Annotated in this window: 16 protein-coding genes; 10 read left to right on the top strand and 6 right to left on the bottom strand. The window is 71.7% G+C overall.

Going from position 1 to position 19,058, the window contains the following annotated elements; translation table 11 throughout:
* Nucleotides 1-17 precede the first annotated feature (17 nt).
* The 4 genes from GA0070620_RS19870 to GA0070620_RS19855 all read left to right on the top strand — a co-directional run bounded on the left by GA0070620_RS19870 (nt 18) and on the right by GA0070620_RS19855 (nt 7,863).
* Nucleotides 18-773 (top strand): TIGR03089 family protein, encoded by a 756-nt coding sequence (locus tag GA0070620_RS19870; RefSeq protein ID WP_091593076.1) that lies wholly within the window; start codon nt 18-20, stop codon nt 771-773.
* A 144-nt stretch (nt 774-917) separates the two neighbouring features.
* A complete protein-coding gene (locus GA0070620_RS19865) occupies nt 918-1,637 on the top strand; it encodes a hypothetical protein (protein WP_157741677.1) in 720 nt (239 codons plus the stop codon).
* A gap of 110 nt (nt 1,638-1,747) precedes the next feature.
* Complete coding sequence (locus tag GA0070620_RS19860) at nt 1,748-6,733, top strand: carbohydrate-binding protein (RefSeq protein WP_091593071.1); 4,986 nt, start codon at nt 1,748-1,750, stop codon at nt 6,731-6,733.
* 284 nt (nt 6,734-7,017) lie between these two features.
* The gene (locus GA0070620_RS19855) at nt 7,018-7,863 is read left to right on the top strand and encodes a patatin-like phospholipase family protein (protein WP_091593069.1); all 846 of its coding nucleotides are present in this window, start codon (nt 7,018-7,020) and stop codon (nt 7,861-7,863) included.
* 58 nt (nt 7,864-7,921) lie between these two features.
* Here the strand turns inward: GA0070620_RS19855 and GA0070620_RS32770 are convergent, their stop codons facing one another.
* From GA0070620_RS32770 to GA0070620_RS19840, 4 genes are all read right to left on the bottom strand, one after another.
* Complete coding sequence (locus GA0070620_RS32770; protein ID WP_157741676.1) at nt 7,922-8,095, bottom strand: hypothetical protein; 174 nt, start codon at nt 8,093-8,095, stop codon at nt 7,922-7,924.
* On the bottom strand, nt 8,092-9,942 hold the full coding sequence (locus GA0070620_RS19850; RefSeq protein WP_091593068.1) for an amidase: 1,851 nt from the start codon (nt 9,940-9,942) through the stop codon (nt 8,092-8,094). The genes GA0070620_RS32770 and GA0070620_RS19850 overlap by 4 nt, the downstream gene beginning before the upstream one ends.
* A gap of 157 nt (nt 9,943-10,099) precedes the next feature.
* Nucleotides 10,100-10,375 carry a hypothetical protein gene (locus GA0070620_RS19845; protein WP_091593066.1) on the bottom strand — a complete coding sequence of 92 codons (276 nt, stop codon included), beginning with the start codon at nt 10,373-10,375 and terminating at the stop codon, nt 10,100-10,102.
* Entirely contained in the window at nt 10,372-10,659 is a 288-nt protein-coding gene (locus tag GA0070620_RS19840) for a DivIVA domain-containing protein (RefSeq protein WP_091593064.1), read from the bottom strand. The genes GA0070620_RS19845 and GA0070620_RS19840 overlap by 4 nt, the downstream gene beginning before the upstream one ends.
* A 332-nt stretch (nt 10,660-10,991) precedes the next feature.
* On the opposite strand from GA0070620_RS19840, the gene GA0070620_RS19835 reads away from it, so the two are divergent.
* Nucleotides 10,992-11,222 carry a winged helix-turn-helix domain-containing protein gene (locus GA0070620_RS19835; protein WP_091593062.1) on the top strand — a complete coding sequence of 77 codons (231 nt, stop codon included), beginning with the start codon at nt 10,992-10,994 and terminating at the stop codon, nt 11,220-11,222.
* A gap of 194 nt (nt 11,223-11,416) precedes the next feature.
* Here GA0070620_RS19835 and GA0070620_RS19830 read toward each other — a convergent pair whose 3' ends face one another.
* Nucleotides 11,417-12,361, bottom strand: a complete 945-nt coding sequence (locus GA0070620_RS19830; protein ID WP_091593060.1) for an EamA family transporter — start codon at nt 12,359-12,361, stop codon at nt 11,417-11,419.
* Between the two features lie 72 nt (nt 12,362-12,433).
* Here GA0070620_RS19830 and GA0070620_RS19825 point away from each other — a divergent pair, with 72 nt between their 5' ends.
* The 3 genes from GA0070620_RS19825 to GA0070620_RS19810 all read left to right on the top strand — a co-directional run bounded on the left by GA0070620_RS19825 (nt 12,434) and on the right by GA0070620_RS19810 (nt 15,850).
* The gene (locus GA0070620_RS19825; RefSeq protein WP_091593058.1) at nt 12,434-13,333 is read left to right on the top strand and encodes a LysR family transcriptional regulator; all 900 of its coding nucleotides are present in this window, start codon (nt 12,434-12,436) and stop codon (nt 13,331-13,333) included.
* A 167-nt stretch (nt 13,334-13,500) separates the two neighbouring features.
* On the top strand, nt 13,501-14,451 hold the full coding sequence (locus GA0070620_RS19820; RefSeq protein WP_091593055.1) for a zinc metalloprotease: 951 nt from the start codon (nt 13,501-13,503) through the stop codon (nt 14,449-14,451).
* 325 nt (nt 14,452-14,776) lie between these two features.
* On the top strand, nt 14,777-15,850 hold the full coding sequence (locus GA0070620_RS19810; protein ID WP_231921864.1) for a hypothetical protein: 1,074 nt from the start codon (nt 14,777-14,779) through the stop codon (nt 15,848-15,850).
* A gap of 49 nt (nt 15,851-15,899) precedes the next feature.
* On the opposite strand, the gene GA0070620_RS19805 is transcribed toward GA0070620_RS19810, so the two are convergent.
* Nucleotides 15,900-17,579 carry a DNA repair helicase XPB gene (locus GA0070620_RS19805; protein WP_091593053.1) on the bottom strand — a complete coding sequence of 560 codons (1,680 nt, stop codon included), beginning with the start codon at nt 17,577-17,579 and terminating at the stop codon, nt 15,900-15,902.
* 181 nt (nt 17,580-17,760) lie between these two features.
* On the opposite strand from GA0070620_RS19805, the gene GA0070620_RS19800 reads away from it, so the two are divergent.
* A complete protein-coding gene (locus GA0070620_RS19800) occupies nt 17,761-18,651 on the top strand; it encodes a L,D-transpeptidase family protein (protein ID WP_091593052.1) in 891 nt (296 codons plus the stop codon).
* 100 nt (nt 18,652-18,751) lie between these two features.
* Complete coding sequence (locus GA0070620_RS19795; protein WP_091593050.1) at nt 18,752-19,003, top strand: hypothetical protein; 252 nt, start codon at nt 18,752-18,754, stop codon at nt 19,001-19,003.
* Nucleotides 19,004-19,058 lie beyond the last annotated feature (55 nt).

Genomic DNA, 19,058 nt, shown 5'->3' with positions numbered 1-19,058 from the left:
CGGGAGGGGGGTTATCGATGGGCGCGACAGGTGCGGTCTCGACGCTTCGCGACGGCGTCGAGGAGACCGAGTTGCCACTGCTCACCTGGCTCGACGACGCCACCGGCGAGCGCGTCGACCTGACCGCGCGGCAGCTCGGCCACTGGGCGGCGCGCGGCGCGGCCCTGCTGCGGGACGGCTGCCGGCTCGCTCCGGGTGACCGGGTGGCGGTGCTGCTGCCGCCGCACTGGCGTACCGCCGCGGTGCTGCTGGGCGCCTGGTCGCTCGGGCTCGCGGTGTCGTTCCGGCCGCGGGCGACCGCCGGCCTGCCGGTGCTCGAACCGGGCGGGGACCTGCCGTACGACGCGGTGTTCGTGACGCCGGAGCGGCTGGACGACTGGCTGGAGGACGTGCCGGAGGGGACGCACCGCTACCTGGTCGGCACCGGGCCGGGCGCGCTGACCGACGTGCCGGTCGGGTGGCTGGACTGGTCCGCGGAGGTGCTGCGGCACGGCGACGCCGCGCCCGACCACGCATCCGTCCGGGCGACCGACGCGGCCAGCCCCGACGGCACCACGTACGGCCAGTGGGGTGGCCTCGCCCGCGAGTTGGCCGCCAGGTGGGGGCTGCGGGCCGGTGACCGGCTCCTGGTCGACGTGGCCGAGCACGAGCAGCCGCTGAAATGGCTGCTCACACCGCTGTCCGCCGGGGCGTCCGTGGTGCTGGCCACCAATCTGGACCAGTCACGCCGGGACGCGCTGGCCGCCGCCGAGCGGGCCACCCGCGTCCTCTGAGCCACCGGTGATCACCTAACTGTTCACCCCCACAGCGCTCGCTCCTCATCCGGCTCGGCTGGCACGTTCGCCCAGAGACGGCAGGGTGCTTGACCGGTCGCGCCCTCCGGCGTGCCCTCGCACCCGTAGACCGGAGCGTCGGCTGTGTCCACACCCGAACGTTCGCCCCGCCGTGGCGCGGCGAGCCTCCTCGCGTCGGTGGCGTTCACCCTGACCCTGCTCGCCCCGGCCACCCCGGCCGGGGCGCACCCGTTCGGTGACCCGCAGACCGTGGCCGTCGCCGCCGACGCGGCCCGTCCCGAGGTCGTGCACGTCCGCTGGCGGGCCGGCGGCCTCGACGACCTGACCCTGCTCGGCGTACACCTCGGGCTGCTGCCGGCCGACCGCGTCACGCTCGACGGGGCGGTCTTCTTCGAGCCCTCGGACGCGACGGTGCTCGGGCCGTCGACGCAGTTCGCGGGGTACGTGCTGCGGCAGATGACGGTCACGAGCGGCGGCCGGGCCTGCGCGGGCACCGTCGCGCCACCGAGCGACCTCGCTAGGTCCGGCGTGACCGTCGACTACACCTGCCCGGGACCGGTCGGTGTCGCTCGCCTCGACCTCCGGCTGCTCACCGACCTGGACCCCGCCTACCGGGCGCTGGCGACCGGCCCGGACGGGCAGCGCGCGGTGTACGGGCCCGACCACCGGACGCAGGACTGGGTGCTCGGTGACGCCCCGCCGGCGAGTGAGCCGCACCTCGGTCGCCGCGCCGCCGCGCAGATCGCCGCGGTCGTCGGCGGAGTGCTGCTCGTCCCGGTCGTCGCGCTGCTGCTGCGCCGGTCCCGCCGTCGGAGGGCGGCGCGCACCTGTCCGTCGTCCTGACACCCGGCCTGCCGGCCCACCCCTGCTCGCCGCCGTCGGCACCACCGTGCCGGTCGTCGGCGTGACCGCAGCGCTGCGGTCTGTCCCACCGATGAAGGAGAGACCTCGCCATGACGCACGACGCACGTGCGCGCAGGAAACGAACACGCGGCCTCCTGGCCGCGACCGCCCTCGTCCTCGTCGCCGGATCGGCGGCCGGGATCGCCCCCACGACGGCGGGGGCGCAGGCGGTGCCGACCAGTGGCAACGTGCCGCTGATCAACCTCACCGACGGGCAGAACCTCGAGGGCATGGTTCCTGTCCTCGTGGAGCCCGTGACGGAGAACGACTCGGTGACGACCCTGGCGGTCGACGGCACCCGGATCAGCGCCGAGAAGACCGCCGGCACCGCCCACTTCGCGTTCGAGATGGGCGGCAACGGCACCGAGGCCCGCTACCACAACTACGTCACCGTCAACGGCCGCACGGCCGAGGCGGACCGGGTCTACTTCCCGGACGTCCCGGGCGGGCAGGTCGGCACCCTCGACTTCCCGGGCGACTGGCTGCACGCCGGGGTCAACACCGTGACCGTGCACACCGGGGCCAACTGGGTCGACTCGACCAACAAGGCCGCCGTCGGCTACGAGGAGTTGCCGAACGGTGAGGGCGGCCGCTGCCCCAACTACGACGACTACGCGCTGAGCAGCATCAGCCTCAGCCTGCTCGGCGTGGTCGCCGACGGCGAGCAGAACCTGTTCAGCTACAACTTCGGTGACGGCACCTGCGGCAGCTCGTCGAAGCTGCTCAACCAGGACCTCACCTTCGTCATCTCCGGCGAGCCGGGCAGCACGGCCGGCCTGCGTACGGACCTCGACACCACCAGGCTCGGCAACGGTACGCACACCGTCAGCGCCACGACCCTGTCGGGCGCGGAGGCGTCCGTGACGGTGGACGTCAACAACGCCCCGGCGGGCGCGGCGGCGGTGACCCCCGGTGACGGTGCCCGCGTACGCGGCACGCAGCCGGTGATCGCCGCGCTGCCCGGCGGCAGCACCGACCGGGTCGAGTCGCTGGCCGTCGACGACAAGCCGGCCGGGAACGCGGAGACGCTGGCCGGCGGCACCGCCACGCTCGGGCTCACGGTCGAGGCCGGCAACTCGGTCGAGGCGCGCTACCACAACTACGCGCTGGTCAACGGCCACCGGGTCGACCTGGGCGGCGACTACGGAGCCACCGGAGCGGAGGCGGTCACGCTGCCGATCCCGGCCCGGTTCCTGCGCCTCGGCGACAACGTGGTCGAGGTGAAGACCGGTGACTACAACGGCACCGTGAGCGGCGCGACCTGCGCCAACCACGACGACTTCAGGCTCACCCGGGCCGCGACCAGCCTCACCCTGAGCACGCCGGGCACCGTGACGGCCGGCACCACGTACCTCGTCACCACCAGCGGCACGACCGTGACGAAGGCGGAGACCACCGCCGCGTCGCTGGCGCTGGGCGACGGCACGTGCGGGCCCAACAAGGAGGCCGAGCTGCACTTCACCATCGAGGGCGCGCCGACGACGCGTACCGTCGACACCCTCGCCAGCGGGGGTGACGCGCACCTGACGGTGTTCGTCGGTGGCAACGGCAGCGACGGCGGCTACGACAACAAGGTGCTGGTCAACGGCATCCCGCTGGACCTCGGCATCTGGGAGAAGGAGGTCGTCGACCTCACCTTCCCGAACGAGTGGCTGACGCCGGGCGTCAACGCGGTGGAGTTCGTGGCCGGCAACGACCGGGGCAGCGCCAAGCCGGGCGGCTGCGACAACTTCGACGACTTCACGCTGCGGGACTTCCAGCTGCTGCCGGTCGGCGGGAAGGCGACCCAGCTGACCCGGTCGATCGCGCAGACTGCGGTCAGCATCGGCTCGTCCACCTACCCGGTGGGCTCGCAGGTGACCACGTTCATCGGTGACGGCACCTGCGGCAGCAGCTACAACGGCGTGCTGACCAAGACGATCCTGTTCGACGTCACCGCGCAGGACGGCGCGGCGCTGCCGGCGCTGGGCAAGCGGGCGGACGTCGACACCACGTCGATCGCGGACGGCGCCCACACCATCAAGGCGGTCGTCGGTGACAAGACCTCGACGCGGCGTTTCACCAGCGACAACACCGCCCCGGAGATCGAGAGCAGCGTCCCGGCAGCCGGGCAGCGGCTGACCTCGACCGTCGCGCTCAACGTCAAGATCAAGGACGCGAGTGGGCTGGCCGGCACGCCGACCATCACCCTGGACGGCGTGGCCGTCAAGCAGGGCGACCAGATCGGCCACGGCCTGCCGGCCGGCGAGCACACGCTCGCGGTGGCGGTGACCGACACGCTCGGCAACACCGCCGTCCGTGAGGTGCGCTTCAGCAGCGCGAGCATCCCGGACGTCCCGACCGAGCTCACCTCGACGGTCAAGGGCACCGACCCGCTCTCGGCCGACCTCACCGCCCGGATCCCCGGCGCGGACGGCGTCGCGCTGACCGCCACCTTCACCAAGGCGGACGTGGTCCTGCCGACCGGCGGCTACCAGGGGGAGGCGGCCGACGTGCCGACCACGCTCGACGTCGCGCACGACAAGACCGTGGACGTGTCCTCGCTGCGCCCGCTCGACGGCGCGACGATCGGCACGCCGTCCAGCCGGGACGTGGTCTTCCAGCGGTACGACCTGCCGCTGGGGGCGACCAAGCAGGAGCCGACGCTGCGCTGGTCGGGCACCATCGACCCGGCGCGCATCGTGGCGCTGCGGGTGTGGAACCCGGGCACGAAGAAGTGGGTCGTGCTGACCAGCGCCCGCGGCCACGCCGAGCAGGACACGGTGCTGACCGCGACCGTGGAGGCCGGCTACCGGGACAACGGTGTCGTCCACGTGCTGGTCACCGGTGAGGACCCGTTCGCCGACGACCTGTCGCCGCGCGACTCGACGGCCCAGAACGACAAGGACCGCTTCGAGGACCCGAACTCGTACGACTTCTCGCTGGCCCACTTCACCGACACCCAGTACATCACCGAGGGTGCGGCCGGCGGCACGTACGACGACTGGGACGGCAAGGTCGAGCCCTCGGACGTCGAGACCGCCGAGGAGCAGGCGATCTGGTCGGCCGCGTACCGCGACCAGATGCAGTGGATCGCCGACAACTCCGACAGCCGCAAGATCGCGTACGCGGCGCACACCGGCGACATCATCGAGAACGACTACTACGACCCGCTGGCGAAGAACCCGGACGGCACGCTCAAGCGGCCGGGTCTGCACGAGCAGGTCGAGCGGGAGCTGGCGGCCGCCTCCGGTTTCCAGAAGATCCTCGACGACAACGGCGTCGTCAACCAGGTCATCGCGGGTAACCACGACGACCAACTGGGTGCCGAGACGGGCCCGACCTCGCGGTTCAGCCGCACCTTCAGCGCCGACCGGTACTACGGGGCGGCGAAGTCCTGGCCGAAGGGCACCGAATACCACGCGTGGGACGAGGTGACCAACGCCGACGGATCCGTCACGCCGGGCCGGGACAACCAGAACAACTACCTGCTCTTCTCGGCCGGCGGGCTGGACTTCGTGGCGGTCGGCCTGTCGTACGGTGTCACGCCGGCGGAGGCCAAGTGGGCCGACTCGATCTTCAAGCGGTACAAGGACCGCAACGGGATCCTGCTCTCCCACGACTACCTGAAGCCGTCGGCCAACCCCGACGGCCGTGGGGCGGAGTTCTCCGCGCCGGACGGCTCGCCGCTGTTCAAGCAGGTCGTCCAGACCAACCCGAACGTCTTCCTGGTCCTCGCCGGTCACGAGCACGGCGTGGGCACCAACCTGAAGTCGAAGGTCGGCGTCACGGTCAGCCACGACGTGGTGGAGCTGCTGGCGGACTACCAGTTCTACACGGTGACCGCCGGGGAGCTGTGGCCCAGGCAGGTCGCGCCGGACGGCACCATCGACGTCAACGGTGACGGCACCCCGGACCACAAGGCCACCGACCGGCTGCAGTTCGGCGCGAGCTTCCTGCGCCTGCTCCAGTTCGACGTGGACCGGGCCGAGATGCACATCGACACGTACTCGCCGTTCCTCAAGAACTTCGGCGCGACCGAGTACGACATCCGCCAGGACGGCAGCCAGCCCAAGCCGCGCTACAACGGCGCGGAGGACAACCTGACCCTCCCGGTGGACCTCACCACCCGCAAGACCTCGTTCTCGACCGACTCGCTCGCCGCCTACGTGCCGTCCGGCACGATCGGCACCGACGAGCTGGCCGCGAACGGCGTCGCCACGGTGACCTGGGACAAGCTGCTGCCGGGCACCTCGTACGGCTGGATCGTCTCCGCCCGCAGCGCCGACGGCGGTGAGGCGGTGGCCCAGCCGGCGGTGTTCCGCACCGCGAAGCAGGTCCCGACGGTGACCGTCACCGCCGCCCCCACCACCTGGGGCACCGCGGCGACGGTGACCGTGAAGGTCGCGGCCGGCAGCACGCCGGTCACCGGCACGGTGGAGCTGCGCGAGGGCACGACCGTCCGTGGTTCGGCCGCCGTCACCGACGGCGTCGCGTCGTTCACCCTCCCGGTGGGTCTCGCGGGCGGCCAGCACCCGCTGACCGCGTCGTACTCGGGCGACGAGCACCTCACCGCCGTCCAGGCCACCGCCACCCTGACGGTGAACCTGCCGGCCGAGTGGAGCGCGTCGACGGTCTACAACGACGGCGACCGGGTGACCTACCAGGGCCGCGTCTTCCGGGCCTCCTGGTACACGAAGAACCAGAAGCCGGGCGCCGACGCCAACGGTTCGTGGCAGGAGATCGCCATGACCGAGGACGGCACCGCGGTCTGGACGCCGTCGCGGATCTTCAACACCGGCGACTTCGCGATGTACGACGGCAGGAAGTGGCGCGCCCAGTGGTACACCCGCAACCAGAAGCCGGGTGACCGCAACGGCCCCTGGGAGGAGATCGCCCCGACCCCGCCGGACAACAGCCCGGCGGCGTGGACGGCCACCCGGGTCTACAACTCCGGTGACCGGGTGACCTTCAAGGGCCACGTCTACGAGGCGAAGTGGTGGACGCGCGGCCAGGAGCCGGGCGACCAGAACGGCCCCTGGAAGCTGATCAGGTAACCAGTTCGGGTGAACGCCGGCCCGGGACCGATCCGTCGGTCCCGGGCAGGTGCCGTCCCGGGCCACTGGGGCCCGCGCCGCGCTTGATCCACACCGTTTCCCAGATATGGCGGTATCCGAGCGCCTCGGACACCGCAACTTCACAGATATGGAGTGGATCAAGCGCCGGCCGAGCGCGTCGAGGCCCAGCGTGGGCGGGGCGCCTGGTCGACGGGGACGCCCGGGAGGCGCGCGTCACACGGAACGGCCGTCCTGGTGTCCGGGGGCTGTGGAAGGGTCGGATCATGACGAACGCACTCGTGCTGGCCGGTGGTGGCGTCGCCGGAATCGCCTGGGAACTCGGCGTCCTGCGGGGCCTCGCCGACGCCGATCCGGCGCTCGCCGAGCGGGTCATCGCCGCCGACCTTGTCGTGGGCACCTCCGCCGGCTCGACGGTCGCCGCGCAGGTGACCAGTGGTGTTCCGCTCGACGACCTGTACCAGGTCCAACTCGACCCGGAGACCACCGAGATGGAGGTCGACGTCGACACGGAGAAGCTGTTCACCGAGTACGGAGCCGTGCTCGCCGGGGCATCCGACCCGCAGGAGGCGCGCCGCCGGCTGGGCTCGCTGGCGCTCGCCGCGCGGACCGTCGACCCGGCCGTCCGGCTCGCCGCGATCGACGCCCGGCTCCGGGTGAAGCGGTGGCCCGACCGGGACGTACGCCTGCCGGCGGTCGACGCGGAGACCGGCGAGGTCGTCGTCTTCACGCGGGAGTCCGGGGCGTCCCTGGTCGACGCGGTGGCCGCGAGCTGCGCGGTGCCCGGCGTCTGGCCGCCGGTGGCGATCGACGGCCGGCGCTACGTGGACGGCGGGGTGCGCTCGATGACCAACGCCGACCTGGCCGCCGGCGCGGAGCGGGTGCTCGTCATCCAGCCGTCCCTGGAGGGCGCGCCGCAGCCGTGGGGCGACCTGGACGACGAGATCGCCGCCCTCGCGCCCGCCGCCGTGGTCGTGATCAGCGCCGACCAGGCGTCCGTTGACGCGTTCGGCACCAACGCGCTGTCGCCCGCGACCCGGGGGCCGTCCGCCCGGGCGGGCCGGGCCGTCGGCGCGGCCCACGCCGAAGCCGTCGCCGCCCTCTGGACCTGACGCCGGCCGCCCGCGCCGGCCGTCGGCTGACATCTGACAGCCGACGGTCGGCGTCGGTTCAGTGCCGGCCGGGCTCCTCGGCGTCCTCGTCGTCGTACGCGTACCAGCTCGTGCCGAGCTTCGGTCCCCACTCGACGGTCAACACGGGTGTCGGCTCGTCATGCGGGTCGCGCAGCGGAAAACCGGCGTTGAGCAGCGGCTGCCACTCCACCGTCAGGTACGGCTCGCTCATGACCAGGCCCCCTCGGCTACCAGCGGGTCGTTGGACAGCTCGGGCGGCACGATCTCCTCGACGGGCGCCGCGCGCCGGGCCTGCGGCGCCGGCGGGAACACCGGATCGGGCGGTGCGGCCCGGTGGTGCTGCGGGTGCCGGTCCTGGTAGTCCAGGGCGGCCTGGATCAGCTCCGGCTCCGAGAAGCGGGGACCCCAGAAGGCGGCGTTGATGGGCAGGCCCTCGGTGCGGTCGTACCCGATGGGGAACGTCACCATGGGCCAGGTGAGCGCGTTCGGCAGCTGATAGAAGCTGCGGTAGTTGCGCAGCTGGGTGCCGCCGACGCGCGGGCCGATCTGCGCGCCGATGGGCAGCACCAGCATGAAGTCGACGCCGGCCTCGTCCAGCGCCCGCTGGTAGTTGGCCTGCAACGTGCGGCGGCGGCGTTCGCCCTCGTCGCGTACGGCGGCGGGGATCGCGCCGGCGGTGGCCGCCGCTTGGGCGAGGTTGCCGAACTGCCGGGTCAGCGCGGCGGCGTTCGCCGGGTGCGACTCGGCGAACGCTTGGACGGCCTGCCAGTAGCGGATCTCGTACCGGTTGGGGCTGAGCACCGCGGTCGCGGGGGACACCACGCTGCCGTCGGGCAGGGGCAGGCGTTCGCTGGTGCGGAAGTAGGGGTCGTTGGCGGCGACGGTGACGTCCAGGCCGGGGAACTCCTTGACGTGCGCGCCGAGGGCGACCAGCTCGGCCTTGAACCGGTCGAACGCGGCCCGGTAGTCGGCGTCGTACGTGTCGGCGGGCGGCACGCCGGTGCCACCCTGGGTCATCCAGTCGGTCTGCGGGATACCGATGGTCGTGCCGGCGAGGGGCCGTCGACCGCCGCGCGCCGCCAGCGGCAGGGCCGGGAACGGGTTGGGGGCGGAGAGGGTCAACGGGTCGGGCGCCGGGTCGGGCCCGAGGATCGCGGCGAGCACCAGCGAGGCGTCGCGTACCGACCGGGCGATGGGGCCGAGCACGTCGTACCCGGGGGAGAGCGGCATGACCCCGGCGGTCGAGACCAGGCCCAGCGAGGGCTTGATCGCGCTCGCGCCGTTCGCCGCCGACGGCATGATGATCGAACCGCCGGTCTCCTCACCGATCGTGGCCGCCGCCAGCCGCGCCGAGGTGGCGACGCCGGAGCCCTGGCTGGACCCACCGGGGATGAAACGCGGGTTCCAGGCGTTGCCGGCGAACGTGCCGGAGATGGAACCGGAGAAGGCCGACGCGATGGTGTGGCCGATGATCACCGCGCCCTGGGCGCGCAGCCGCGCCACGACAGTGGCGTCGCGGTGGGCTAGGTTCCCGTCGTACGCGTGGGTGCCGTTCTTGGCCTCCAGCCCCTTGACGGCGACGGAGTCCTTGATGCCGAAGGGGATGCCGCACAGCAGCGGCGCCTTTCCGCCCTTGTGGAGCAGCTTGTCGGCCGCCGCGGCCTGGGCGAGCGCGCCGTCCCGGTCGACGCGGACGAACGCGTTGTAGCCGCCGTTGTCGCCGTAGACCTCGAACGGCCCGTTGAGCCGCGCGATCCGGTCCAGGTAGGCCTTCGTCACCTCGACGGAGGTCAGCTTCCGGGCGCGCAGCAGCACGATCAACTCGCCGATCTCGTAGTCGACGATCCGCGACCGGCGCGGGATCTGGCCGACCTTCGGCAGGTGCTTGAGCAGGTCGTCGGAGGGGGCATGGGCCGCCGCCGGCTGTGCGGCGACCAGGCCGGCCACCGTCGCGCCGGCCGCGGCGGCGCTGCCGCCGAGCAGGGTGCGGCGGCTGACACCGGATCGAGAGTCGTCGGCGGTGGAGGTCGTCGTCGTGGCCGGGGATCCGTTGCGCATGAGAGCTCCCGTCTTGCCAGTGGGCGGGCCGTGGGCACCGCCCCGGCGCCGAAATGGCGCTGCCGGGAAAGATCGTCACGACGGCCTGTCGCGTGGGTGTTGCCGACCCTTTTCGATGCGGTAACGGGCTCCTCACCGCTGCGCCCCTGACAGCCATCTATCTGTAAGGTCCCGGTTGCGGTCGCCACGGCCGGTGCGCGCACGCCGACTCGTGCTCGGCGGGCAACGCACACCGGCCGCCGCCGGGCAGTGGACGGTCACAGAAGACCCAGTGGCGTACGCCCTGTTCGTCCTCCGCCGACACGGTCACCCCGCCCGGCTCCACCCGTGCGCTCAACCGCACCAGCACCCGCGCCGCGGTCCGCGCGAAGATCCGTGCTCGCACCAGGTCCGGCGCACTGATGGGCAGGTGGATCACCCATCGCCCGGTCATCGGTAGTGACGCTGCGCGAACTGCGCGCTCTGCCAGGCCCGCAGGGCATCCTTGATGCGTACGTTCTCCTCCTGTACCGCGACCAGCGCGGTCTGTGCGACGGTGAGTTCGTCGGCAACCTGGTGCAGGAACGCGCGGATTTCGACCGGATCGAGGCCCCGGCGGGTGACCGGAAAGCAGCGGTCCCGGATCTGCCAGGGGCGCAGCGGCGTAGTTTCGTTCGCTCTTGTGGGTGGAGGTGGTTCGGCGCGCCGCTTCACCGGCCGACGGATCAGATTGCGCACAGTGGGCCGCCCTTCGCATCTGGTGGTACACGCGCCGCCCGCCGTCGGCTGCCATCTCCAGCCTCACCGCTCGTTCTGCGGGCCACGGCAGGCGTGCTTCAGTTGGGCTTTGGGGTGCTGGCACAGCCGACGGGGGACGTCAACCGTGCCAGCGAAGGTGGAGGCCCAACCGGGAGGGCCGGCTGCCTACCAGGCGATCCAGTGCCGAGCTTCCGGAGCCAACTTATAATGCAAAGCATGCAAGGTGCCAGAGACTGGCAATGCTAAGCACGCGAAGTCTTGGCTGCTGAAGGGCGGGCGTGGGAGGATCTTGGGGCCTACCAGGAGTTGCCATGCCCCGAATTCCAGAGCGCCAACGCATCGCACAGGACATCCGTGACAAGATCGCTTCGGGCGAGTACGGCCCGGGCTTCAAGCTGCCTTCGCTGCGTGAGATGTCCACGCACTACGGGGTGTCCGCGGAGCCAGTCCGGTCGGCGTTGCTGATCCTGCAGGCCGAGGGGCTGATCGAAGGTCACCAGGGCAAGGGTGTCTACGTGGCCGGCGAAACGTCTCGCAGCTAGGTAAACCTCGGCTGATTCCCGGCGGGCGCCGGTGCGGACGCGGCTCCGGCCGGCGATGCCCGGCAGCGGGAGCCTCGGCTGTCAGATGCTCGGCCGGCATCAGTCATCCCGGCAGTGACCGCGCCCTCGTCTGGGGCGCGGCCGCCGCATACCTGTCAACCCCGCCGGCCCTGGCCCGATGGCCTCGCGAGCGACTACTTTCCGGTTCGGACGGCGTCGGTCACGCCGCTCGGCGCCGCGACCGACGATGGACTCGCCGCCGGATCGGGCGCCGTGGGGCGCGGCGGGCGGACGCCGCCGATCACGAGTGCGAGGCCGACGAGCACGATCAGGGCGGCCACCGCCTCGGCGCCGGTCATCCGCTCGCCGAGGAAGAGCCACGACGCGGTGAGCCCGAAGACGGGAACGAGCAGGCTGAACGGCGCGATCCGGGCGACCGAGTAGCGGCCGATGAGGTGGTTCCAGAGGCCGAACCCGACCAGGGTCGAGACGTAGGCGACGTACCCGATCGCGGCGAGGGCTTGCCAGGAGAGGCCGAGCAGCGAGTCGAGCACCACCTGTGGGCCGTCGACGACGGCCGCCAGGCCGAACAGCGGCAGCGGCGGCACCAGGCTGGACCAGACGAGCAGGGAGATCGGCCGGGTTTCGCCGCTGGCGCGTACCACGATGTTGGCGACGGCCCAGCTGGCGGCGGCGAAGAGGGTGAGCGCGAAGCCGATCGCGGTGGTGTGGCCACCGCCGGAGGCCGCGAGCACGCCGATGCCGGCCGAACCGACCAGCACGCCGGCGATCTGCCGCCTGGCGGGGCGCTCCCGCAGCAGCAGCGCGGCGAGCACCACCGACGCCAGAGCCTGCGCCTGGAGCACCAGGGAGGCGAGGCCGGCGCCCATGCCCAGGGCCATCGCGCTGAACAGCACCCCGAACTTCAGCACCCCCAGGACCAGGCCGTACGCGATGACGTAGCGCGCGCGGGCGGTCGGCCGGGGCACGAAGAACACCAGCGGTACGGCGACGACGACGAACCGCAGCGCGGTCAGGACCAGCGGTGGCAGGTCCCGCAGGCCGACCTCGACCACCACGAAGTTCACACCCCAGATGGCGGCGACCAGGACGGCCTGGAGTCGGTGGGACATTCTCATGTGATCAACCCTGCGGGCCGTCACCTGTTAGCACAAGTTCACACTTCTTAAGCCTCCCTGTAGCCTCGCTTCATGGATCTCGACGTCCGACGGCTCCGGGTGCTGTACGAGGTGGCCCTGCGCGGTGGGATCACCGCCGCGGCCGCGTCCCTGCACGTCACCCCGTCCGCGGTCTCCCAACAGCTCGGGCAACTCGCCCGCGAGGCCGGCTGCGAACTGGTCGAACGGTCCGGCCGGGGGGTCGTGCTCACCCCGGCCGGCTACGTCCTCGCGGAGCACGCGAAGCAGATCATCAACGCGGTCGAGCAGGCCCAGGCAGGGCTCGCCGCGTTGCGGCGCGACGTCAGCGGCGTCGTACGCGTGGGTGCGTTCCCCTCGGCGGCAGGCGTCCTGGTCGCGCCGGCCGCCGCACGCGCGATCGCCCGGCACCCGGACCTGGACGTGCGCGTCGTCGAGGCGGAGGACCAGCAGAGCCGGCTCGACCTGCGCTCGGGCACGCTCGACGTCATCCTGCTCCAGGAGTACGACCACGTTCCGACGCCGCTCCCGTCCGACCTGGACCGACACCCGGTCGCCAACGACCCGATGCACCTGATCACGCCGGTCGGCTGGGGCCGCCGGTCGGGCCGGCTCGGCGACCTGCGCGACGCGCGGTGGGTGGCCAGCGCCGAGGGCACCCCGTGCCTCCGGTCCACTCTGCACGCCTGCCGTCTCGCCGGGTTCGAGCCGGACATCCGGCACCGGGCCGTCGACTTCGCGTTGACGCTCGACCTCGTCGGCGCGGGCCTCGGCGCGGCCCTCGTGCCGGGGATGGCACTGCGCACCGTGCCGCCGACCGTGCACGTCGAGCCGCTCGTCGACCCGGTGACCGAGCGGCGGATCTTCGCGGTGACCCGGAGCCGGGGTGCGGGACCACTCCGCCCGGCGATCGCGGCGTTCCTCGCCGAACTCGCCGCGTCCGAGAGCCGTTAAGAAGCGCTTTCCGGCCGCCTTTCGTTACATCGGAATCAGCCCTTTGAGCAGGCCTTTTGTCTCCGTGGTCGGCGTGTTCTGATACCGGGGAGACGACGCCATTGACGTCCGGTCATGGCCACCCCGCGTCGAGATCAGCACCGCGTCCATCCCTGAAAGGTGCACCGATGCACAGGAGACCGATCTTCCGACTGGCAGTTCTCACCGCCTCCGCCGCGACGTTCCTCGCGTCCGGTGGCGTCTCCGGCGCGGTCGCGGCGGCACCCGTGACCGTCTCGCCGGGCGCGGCGGTGTGCGAGCCGGGCGCCGACGCGCACGGCGCGGCCCGGCTCGCCGAGGGCGCCACCGCCCAGGAGCCGGAGCTTTACTCGAAGAACGAGGCGAACGCGTACGGCGTCATCAAGGATTCGCCGCGCCTGCCCAACGGCAGCGTCACCATCCCCACGGTCTTCCACATGATCTCCGACCACCCGCTGAGCGCGGCGGAGACCGCTCGGTGGGAGACCCTGATCGCGGCCCAGATGACGGTGCTCAACGACTCGTTCGCGGGGCGTACGGCGGCGGACGCCTCCGACACCCCGTTCCGCTTCTCGCTGGTCGACACCACGTGGACGGTGAACAGCGCCTGGTACACCGTGGTGCCGGGCAAGAACGAGCGGGACATGAAGAAGGCGCTCTACACCGGCGACGCCCGCACCCTCAACGTGTACGCGGCGAACATCGGCGGCGGGCTGCTCGGCTGGGCGTACTTCCCGAAGGGCTACAACAACGGCCGCGACTACATCGACGGCGTGGTGATGCTCGACGAGTCGATGCCGGGCGGCACGGCCGGCAAGTACGCCCTCGGTGACACGCTGACGCACGAGGTGGGGCACTGGCTGATGCTGGAGCACACCTTCGCGCACGGCTGCTCCGCGTCCGGTGACTTCGTCGAGGACACCCCGCGCGAGGCGACGCCGCAGTTCGACTGCCCGGTGGGCGCCGACACCTGCTCCGCGCCGGGCCTGGACCCGATCCACAACTTCATGGACTACACGCAGGACTCCTGCATGAACATGTTCACCGCCGGCCAGGCCGACCGGATGAGCGACGCCTGGGTGGCGTTCCGCGCCAGCTGATTTCTCGGGGCTGCTTCACCGTGTTGATCAAGAGGTTTGCGTCACCGGAGTGCTGATCGGTGACGCAAACCTCTTGGTCATTTCCGAGAGAGAGCGCGCCGCGAGCAGGGCACGGTGTGGTCGGTGGGTAGGGCGCATCGGCCGCCGCCGGGTGGTCGCCGGTCGCAGAAGACCCAGTGACGTACGCCCTGCTGGTCCGCGGCCGACACAGTCACCCCGCCCGGCTCCACGCGGGCGCTGAGCCGGACCAGCACGCGGGCACGTCATCGACACCAAGCCGACCGTCTACTCCAGCACCTACTACGAGTACGGCGCGTGGGGCGGTGTGGGCATCCCCGGCGAGTTCAACTTCGACACGGCGATGCCGGACGTGGACGCCTACGTCTACCGGCTCAACGACGGCGCCGAGCAGACTGTCGACCCGGAGTACAGCTGGGGGCGGGCGACGATCACCCCCGAGCACTCCGGCCGCAACACGCTGACGGTACGGACGCGCTTCCTGGACGGATCGTTCTCGCCGACGCGGACCTACACGTTCGACGTCAGCGACGCCCCGGTGGTGACGTCCAGCGAATACCCGGAGAACGGCGAGGGCGGCCAGCCCGGCCAGCCGGGTCGGTTCACCTTCAATCCGGGCCGCTCCGACGTGGCGGAGTACCGCTACGTGCTGGAGTACAGCGGCGAGGAGCAGGTGGTGGCCGCCGGACCGGACGGCAAGGCGACCATCGAGATCGCGCCCGTACACGCCGGCAACACTCTGCTCACGGTCACCAGCCGGGCGGCGGACGGCACGGCCAGCGCCGAACGGCGGTACTACTTCCGGGTACGCGATCCACGCGTGAACGTCAGCAGCGCGTACGACGAGTACACGCCGCGTGGCGGTATCGGCGCGGTCGGCAGGTTCGGTGTCTACACCGAGATCGACGAGGTGACGACCTTCGAGTACCAGCTCAACGGCGGCGCCTGGCAGAGCGTGCCGAAGACGCCCGAGTCGCTGGTCACCGACATCTCGGTGACGATGGACCGCAACGGCGCGAACGTCTTCTCGGTACGGGGTCGCACCGAGGCGGGCGAATACACGCCGCAGACGGACTACCCGTTCCTGGTCGGCACCGCACCACGGGTGTCGTCGACCACCTACCCGGAGAGCCAGTGGTCCGGTGGCGTCGGCGAACCGGGCGACTTCACCTTCACCCACGGCAGCCCGGGCGTGGTGGAGTTCGAGTACACGATTGACAACGGGGAGCCGACGACGGTGGCGGCGAACGCCGCCGGGGTCGCCACCGTCACCTACACGCCCACCTCGACCAGTTCGCACACCATGAGGGTGCGCGGGCGTACGGCCGACGGGGTGTGGTCCGACCCGACCAGCTACTACTTCCTGGTCGACTTCTCCTGATCCGGTCCTGAGCACGGTGGGTCGCCCCGGCCGGGGCGACCCACCGTGCTCAGTCGAAGGACGGCAGGGACGGGCCGAGGACGTCGTCGGCGTCCACGATCGTGTACGCGTACCCCTGCTCGGCCAGGAAGCGCTGCCGGTGCGCGGCGTACTCGGTGTCGATCGTGTCCCGGGACACCACCGTGTAGAAGTGCGCCTGCCGGCCGTCGGCCTTCGGGCGGAGCACCCGGCCCAGCCGCTGCGCCTCCTCCTGCCGCGACCCGAACGTGCCGGACACCTGGATGGCCACGGCCGCCTCGGGCAGGTCGATGGAGAAGTTGCCGACCTTCGAGATGACCAGCGTGCGCAGCTCACCGGAGCGGAACGCGTCGAACAACCGCTCCCGCTCCTTGTTCGTCGTCGAGCCCTGCACGATGGGCGCGTCCAGGTATTCGCCGAGCTGGTGCAGCTGGTCGATGTACGCGCCGATCACCAGCGTCTGCTCGTCCGGGTGCCGGTCCACGAGGGCCTTCACCACGGGCAGCTTCGTCCGGGCGGTCGCCGCCATCCGGTAGCGCTCCTCCGCCTCCGCCGTCGCGTACGACATGCGCTCCGCGTCGGTCAGCGTCACCCGCACCTCGGTGCACTGGGCCGGGGCGATCCAGCCCTGCGACTCGATGTCCTTCCACGGCGCGTCGTACCGCTTCGGGCCGATCAGGCTGAACACGTCACCCTCGCGGCCGTCCTCGCGTACCAGCGTCGCGGTGAGGCCCAGCCGGCGGCGGGCCTGGAGGTCCGCCGTGAAGCGGAAGATCGGCGCGGGCAGCAGGTGCACCTCGTCGTAGACGACCAGGCCCCAGTCGCGGGCGCCGAACAGGTCGAGGTGGGTGAAGGCGCCACCGCGCCGCGAGGTGAGCACCTGGTACGTGGCGATGGTGACCGGGCGGATCTCCTTGCGCTCGCCCGAGTACTCACCGATCTCGTCCTCGGTCAGCGACGTCCGCGCGATCAGCTCCCGCTTCCACTGCCGCCCCGCCACCGTGTTGGTGACCAGGATCAGCGTGGTGGCCTTCGCCTCGGCCATCGCCGCCGCGCCCACCAGGGTCTTGCCCGCGCCGCAGGGCAGCACCACCACACCGGACCCGCCGGCCCAGAACGCCTCGACGGCCTCCCGCTGGTACGACCGCAGCGTCCACGGCTTACGCCCGTCCTTACCGGCCTCGGCCAGCTCGATGGGGTGCGCCTCGCCGTCGACGTAACCGGCCAGGTCCTCCGCCGGCCAGCCCAACTTCAGCAGCGCCTGCTTGAGCCGCCCCCGCTCGGACGGGTGCACCGCGATGGTGTCGTCGTCGATCTTCGCGCCGAGCATGCCGGCGAGCTTCTTGCTCTTGGCGACCTCGACCAGCACCACCCGGTCCAGCGCCCGCAGCACCAGGCCGTGCACCGGGTCGTTGGCGAGCTGGAGCCGGCCGTAGCGGTCCATCGTCTCGGCCACGTCGACCAGCAGCGCGTGCGGCACCGGGTAGCGGCTGTACTTGATCAGCGCGTCCACCACGCCCTCGGCGTCGTGCCCGGCCGCGCGCGCGTTCCACAGCCCGAGCGGGGTCAGCCGGTACGTGTGCACGTGCTCCGGCGAGCGCTCCAACTCGGCGAACGGCGCGATGGCCATCCGGCAGGCCTGCGCGTCGGGGTGGTCGATCTCCAGCAGCAGGGTCTTGTCGGACTGGACGATCAGTGGTCCACCGCTCACGCCAGCGTCCTCTCCTCGGGGTTGCCGCCGGCCGGTTACCCACAACGGGGGCGAGACCGACCGCAGGCCGACCATCCAGTGTTGCACGGCGCGAGTTGCCCGAAGAAAAACGCGCACCGCGTGCAACCGAACCGGCACTTCCCAACGTCTACGTTATGGACGACTGTCCTGGGGAGGGCACATGTGGCGTCTTCGACCCGTTTCCCGGCTGGTCGCCCTGGTGGTGGTCACGCTGGTCGGCGCCGGCGCGTGCGCGCTCGACCCGTCGACCGGCGGGAGTGGTGGCGGGGGAGCCGCCCCGGCCGGAGCGACGGCACAGGGATCGGGGGCGAGCGCGGCGCCTGGCTCCGACCAGCCTGACCGCCCCGCGACGACGCCGCCCAGGGCGACCCCGAGCCGGACGGCCACGCCGACACCGGCCAAGCCGAAGCCGACGCCGAGCCGCACCACGCCGAAACCCACCACCAGCACCAGCCCGGCCGGCTGCCCCCAGGGTGAGCAGCAGCGCGCCGTCGAGACCTACCTGGCCCAGCTGGGCGGCTTCGGGGCGGTCACCGTCGACGGCAAGCAGTCGCCCGCCGACTGCGCCGCGATCAAGAAGTTCCAGAAGAGGTACGACATCCGCCCGGCCCAGGGTCGCGCCGGACCCACCACGTACGACGTGGCGAAGCGGCTCGCCACCACCGACACCAGCCGCTGCAGGGCCGGCTCCGGCACCACCTTCTGCATCGACCTGACCCGGCAGACCACCTGGGTCATGCGCGACGGCAAGGTGCTCGTCAAGCCCACCGTGACCCGCACCGGCATGGCCGGCTACCGCACACCCGCCGGCACGTTCACGATCAACTTCCGGAACATCAAGGAGTGGTCCGACCCGTACGAGGTGTGGCTGCCCTACTGGCAGCACTTCACCCAGGGCATGGGCTTCCACGAGACCACCACGTACCTGCACAACATGTCGATCGGCTCGCACGGCTGCGTCAACCTGCTGCACGCCGACGCCGTCCGCTACTGGGAGTTGGGCAAGGTCGGCAGCCGCGTCGTCCTCATCGGTCGGCGCCCCGGCACCTGAGCGGGCCGGGGGCGGGGTGTCCGGGTTTTCTCCCCTGTCACTTCGGCCGCAACGGTGCCACGCTGGACATCTGGCGGCGTACCGGACGGGGAGGCTGACGATGACGGTCGACCGTGAGGTGGTCCCCGAGCACGAGCAGGCAGCGACCGCGCAGACCACGGCCGACCGGGTGTCGACGGCGACCGTCGTCGCGTACGCGGTCGCCGGGACCGCCCTCCTCGGCTGGTTCCTGTGGGGCTGGCTGGTGCTCCGGCAGGGCTTCGTCAACTCGATCGGCGAGGCGGCCGGCACCGGCTTCGCCCTCCTGCTGATCATCTCGGTCGTCGGCACCGTCCGCCGCAGCCGCCGCTGAGGGCCGGGCCGCTCTCCCCGGCGGCCCGGCCGGCGGTCAGCCCGGTGGTGGCGCG

The organism is Micromonospora krabiensis (genome assembly GCF_900091425.1).
GTDB lineage: Bacteria > Actinomycetota > Actinomycetes > Mycobacteriales > Micromonosporaceae > Micromonospora > Micromonospora krabiensis.
This window is presented reverse-complemented; position numbering and strand designations above follow the sequence as displayed.